The 3,918-nt window shown below is 24.1% G+C and carries 3 protein-coding genes; all 3 read left to right on the top strand.

The features are described from left to right. The first annotated feature begins 545 nt into the window (after nucleotides 1-545). The 3 genes from Q0138_RS05055 (at nucleotide 546) to mtxX (ending at nucleotide 3,639) form a co-directional block, all read left to right on the top strand. A complete protein-coding gene (locus Q0138_RS05055; protein WP_297981709.1) occupies nucleotides 546-1,262 on the top strand; it encodes a DUF4012 domain-containing protein in 717 nt (238 codons plus the stop codon). A 707-nt stretch (nucleotides 1,263-1,969) separates the two neighbouring features. Continuing rightward, nucleotides 1,970-2,512: a flavodoxin family protein gene (locus Q0138_RS05050; RefSeq protein ID WP_297981707.1), complete on the top strand. Its 543-nt coding sequence runs from the start codon at nucleotides 1,970-1,972 to the stop codon at nucleotides 2,510-2,512. Nucleotides 2,513-2,850: 338 nt separating this feature from the next. Further along, nucleotides 2,851-3,639, top strand: a complete 789-nt coding sequence (gene mtxX, locus Q0138_RS05045) for a methanogenesis marker protein Mmp4/MtxX (protein ID WP_297981706.1) — start codon at nucleotides 2,851-2,853, stop codon at nucleotides 3,637-3,639. The last annotated feature ends 279 nt before the right edge of the window (nucleotides 3,640-3,918 follow it).

The raw sequence follows: 3,918 nt of genomic DNA, 5'->3' as shown, positions 1-3,918 counted from the left end.
CTTGTTAAATTGAAAAGCTATTTTTTCTTTTTTTACTTGAAATTCTTGTTTTTTTCTTGTTAAATTGAAAAGCTATTTTTTCTTTTTAACTGAATTTTATTTAAATTTCTTTTTTATCTATTTTTATTCATTATTATTCTTTTTTTTATTCTTTTTTTTACTATTTATTAAATTTAGTAATTTTTTTTAAGTTTTTATTTACTTTTCCTATTCTTTTTTGCTTTTTAAATTTAAAAAACAATTTTTTTAATTTAATTTAAGTTTAATTTATTGCTAATTCTTCAAAATCCTAAATAAATATGAAATTTTAATGGTTTTGATTTAATTTAATTAAAAAATTAAATATTTTCCTTTTTATCCTTTCTTTCTAATGGATTTTAGTTTAAAATTATAGAAAGTATTATATGAAATAATAATCAAATATATACTTATTATATTCAGTATAATAGAATTTGATTAATCTATTATGCAATTAAATTTATTTACTTATGAATGATTATTATATTTATTAATTCATAATTCCTAAAAATTAAAGGGAGAAAACTATGAATCGCAGAAAAAAACTAATTATAGCAATCTTGGTTGTTATTTTAATAGGCCTCCTTATAATTGGATTAGGCAATATCTTCTTTGGAGGAACAGATTTATCAACAGGTGAAAAAGATATTTTAGTTTGTGCTATTGATGAAAGTGAACCTAGACCTGGTATGGGAGCATGTGATATGGCATTTTTAGTCCACTTGGATGACGGTGGTATTAAGAACTACACTCCTATCTATCCTCATGGTATGATACATCCTACAGTTGCTGAACCTTCTGAATATCAGGCTATGGGTGCCGGATCAAGATTATTATTACACGATTGTTTCTATTGGGAAGACAATCAATTATGTATGCAATATGCAAAAGAGATTCTTGAGTATAATACCAATTATACTGCAGATGCAGTTATTGCAGTAAACAGTGAAGCTATTGACAGGATTATTTCCTCTGCTGGAAAATTGAAGGTTAATGGTACTGAGGTAAATGCTACTGGTATTGATTTCATTAGGGAAGAGCAAGACACTGGTGGATTAAACAGAGGAGACTCTGTTATGACTGTGGCTCATGCTTTAATGAAAGCAGCTAAACAGCCAGACAAAAGAACTGCAATGGTTCAATCTGCATTGGACGAATACAATTCAGGACATATTGCTATGTATCCTGAAGGTTCCTTTATGAAGTTACTTGCTTCTAAAGGAGTCAAAGCTATGTTAACATAAGTTAACTAGCTTTATTTTCTTTTTTTATCTTTTTTATCTTTTTTTATCTTTTTTTAGTTTATTTTAGATTTTTTTAGATTTTTTTAGTTTATTTAGTTTTTTTTAGTTTATTTTAGATTTTTTTTAGTTTATTTTAGCTTTTTTTAGTTTATTTAGTTTTTTTTTAGTTTATTTTAGCTTTTTTTAGTTTATTTTAGCTTTTTTTAGTTTATTTTAGATTTTTTTAGTTTATTTTAGCTTTTTTTAGTTTATTTAACTTTTTTTAGCTTTTTTTAGGCAATTTGGATTAATGTCTTTTATTAGTTTTTTTAGATAATTAGATTATTTTTAGTTTTTTTAACTAATTTTTAATATAATTTTTAAATAATTTTTTAACTAATTTGTAATATTTTATCTATTTTCACTAATTTTTTAACTTATTTTCAGTCTTAATGTTTAAATAGTTTATTTATTTTCACTAAATTTTTAATATAATCTTTAAACTTATTTTTTAATATTTTGACTGATTTTAACTTATTTTAATTAAATTTATATAATTTTAAAAAGAAAATAAAGTATAGATTAATATTTTTAAGTTTATTAATCTTACAGGTATTTAGATTTATTTTAATTAAAAATTAAAATAATATGACAGTTTAATTAAATAATTTCAAATTTTTAAAAGATATTTTAAAAATTGAAATGAAATTGGTTTTGGAGGATATAAAATGAAAATTATAGCATTGCAAGCTAGTCCACGTAAAGGTGGAAACTGTGACGTATTGATGGATGAAATGATTAAAGGGGCAGAGGAAAATGGTCATGAAGTAGTTAAATACTATCTTGAAAAATGTGAAATCGCTCCTTGTAAGGCATGCATGTTCTGTGCAGAAAATCCTGACTGTGTACGTGAAGACGATGGAAATGAAATCATCAATGCTTTGGTAGATGCAGATGGTGTTATTTTCTCAAGCCCTATTTACTATGGTCAAATGACTGCTCAAGGAAAACTTATTGTAGATCGTTTCTATGCAATTGGTCAAAACCCTGACAAGAGTTTAAGCGGTAAGGCAGCACTTATCTTTACTGAAAACCAAGCTGAAGGAACCTATAAACAATATATTGAATTAACCAAATTCTCTCCATTTGAATTTATGGGATATGATGTAATTGGTGTAGTTGACGCAGGAAGTGCCGGTCCAGCAGGTATTGTTGCAGAAGAGCAAAAAAATAAATTAGAAGAAGCTTATGAATTAGGAAAACAATTCTAATTTAAGAGTTTTTTAAATTCTTATTTTTTATTATTTTTAAATTTTAATTAATTTTTATTATTTTTAAATTTTAATTATTTTTTATTATTTTTTTTTAATTTTATTTCTTATTTTTCATTGTTTTTTTATTTTAATTATTTTTTATTATTTTTTTTATTTTTATTTCTTATTTTTTATTATTTTTTAATTTAAATTAATTTAATTAATATTTTAATTTTTATTTTTTTTATTTTAATTAATAAAATCATTTTTTATAATTCTTAGAAATCCTATTAAATTATTCAATTTTCGTTCTTTTTTATAAAACTATAAATTAAATAAATAATAAATCAACTAATATGATTAATATTGTAGCTGGATTAGGTGAAAACAATAATATTTTACTTGCTTCACGTGAGTTGGAATCAATTGAAGATTTAAATGTCATGCTTGTTAGGACTGAAGAGGAGCTCTTTGATGCATTTATAGATCCGAATATTGATGCTGTTGTAAGAGGTTCTCTAAACGCTTCCATGGTAATAAAGACCATTAAGGAATTCAAGTCAAATGAAAAGGTAAACAGGGCAACCTATGTAAACACTTCAGATGACGATCGCTTTGATAAGGATTATGAATTTTTACTTACTCCTGTAGGAATAGATGAGGGTCACACTTTAGAGGAAAAGGCAAGTTTAGCTATTCAAGCTGCAAATTTTATTCAATCCCTTGGCAAAATCCCTAAGATAGCTATTCTTTCTGAAGGAAGAAAGGATGATTATGGAAGAACCAATAGGATAGATAGAAGTTTAAAAGAGTCTGAAAATCTATGTGAAGAATTGATTGAAAGATTTGAAGAATTGGAAAACTTTGACAATGGAAGTGATGATGAGTCTAAAAACTATTCAATCAAAAACTATTATATTCTTCTTGAACAGGCTATAAAAGATGGAAATAACGTTATTCTTGCCAGTGATGGAATATTTGGAAATATTATTTTCAGAGCTCTCATATTGCTTGATTCATGGCCTAGCTATGGTGCTGTAACCCTTGGAATAGATGAGATTTTCATTGACACAAGCAGGGACCAAAGCGTAGAGGGTTATATTAGAAGCTTAAAACTGGCTTATAAACTTGCTAAAGGTTTATAATGCTTTAAAATTTATTATTTTTTCTTTTTTGATTTTATTCCAGTAAATAGATTTTTTTATCATTTTTGTTCTTTTTTTGATTTTATTCGGGTAAATAGATTTTTTTATCATTTTTATTCTTTTTTTATAAATAAAACAATAAACTCTTTTTTTTCAAACTTTTTATTTATTCTTTATTAAAAAATTAAAGTTTTATTTCAAACTTTTTCTTTATTTTTTATTAAAAAATTAAAGTTTTATTTCAAACTTTTTATTTATTCTTTATTAAAAAATTAAAGT

Origin of the sequence: uncultured Methanobrevibacter sp., assembly GCF_937906425.1 — an archaeon.
Lineage (GTDB): Archaea > Methanobacteriota > Methanobacteria > Methanobacteriales > Methanobacteriaceae > Methanobrevibacter.
The sequence above is the reverse complement of the archived record's forward strand: the minus strand, read 5'-3'. Positions and strand labels throughout refer to the sequence as shown.

Bases quoted from the DNA above. Each gene is read 5' to 3' on its own strand.
- Q0138_RS05055 (WP_297981709.1), top strand. From the start codon at position 546: ATGAATCGCAGAAAAAAACTAATTATAGCAATCTTGGTTGTTATTTTA.
- Q0138_RS05050 (WP_297981707.1), top strand. From the start codon at position 1,970: ATGAAAATTATAGCATTGCAAGCTAGTCCACGTAAAGGTGGAAACTGT.
- mtxX (WP_297981706.1), top strand. From the start codon at position 2,851: ATGATTAATATTGTAGCTGGATTAGGTGAAAACAATAATATTTTACTT.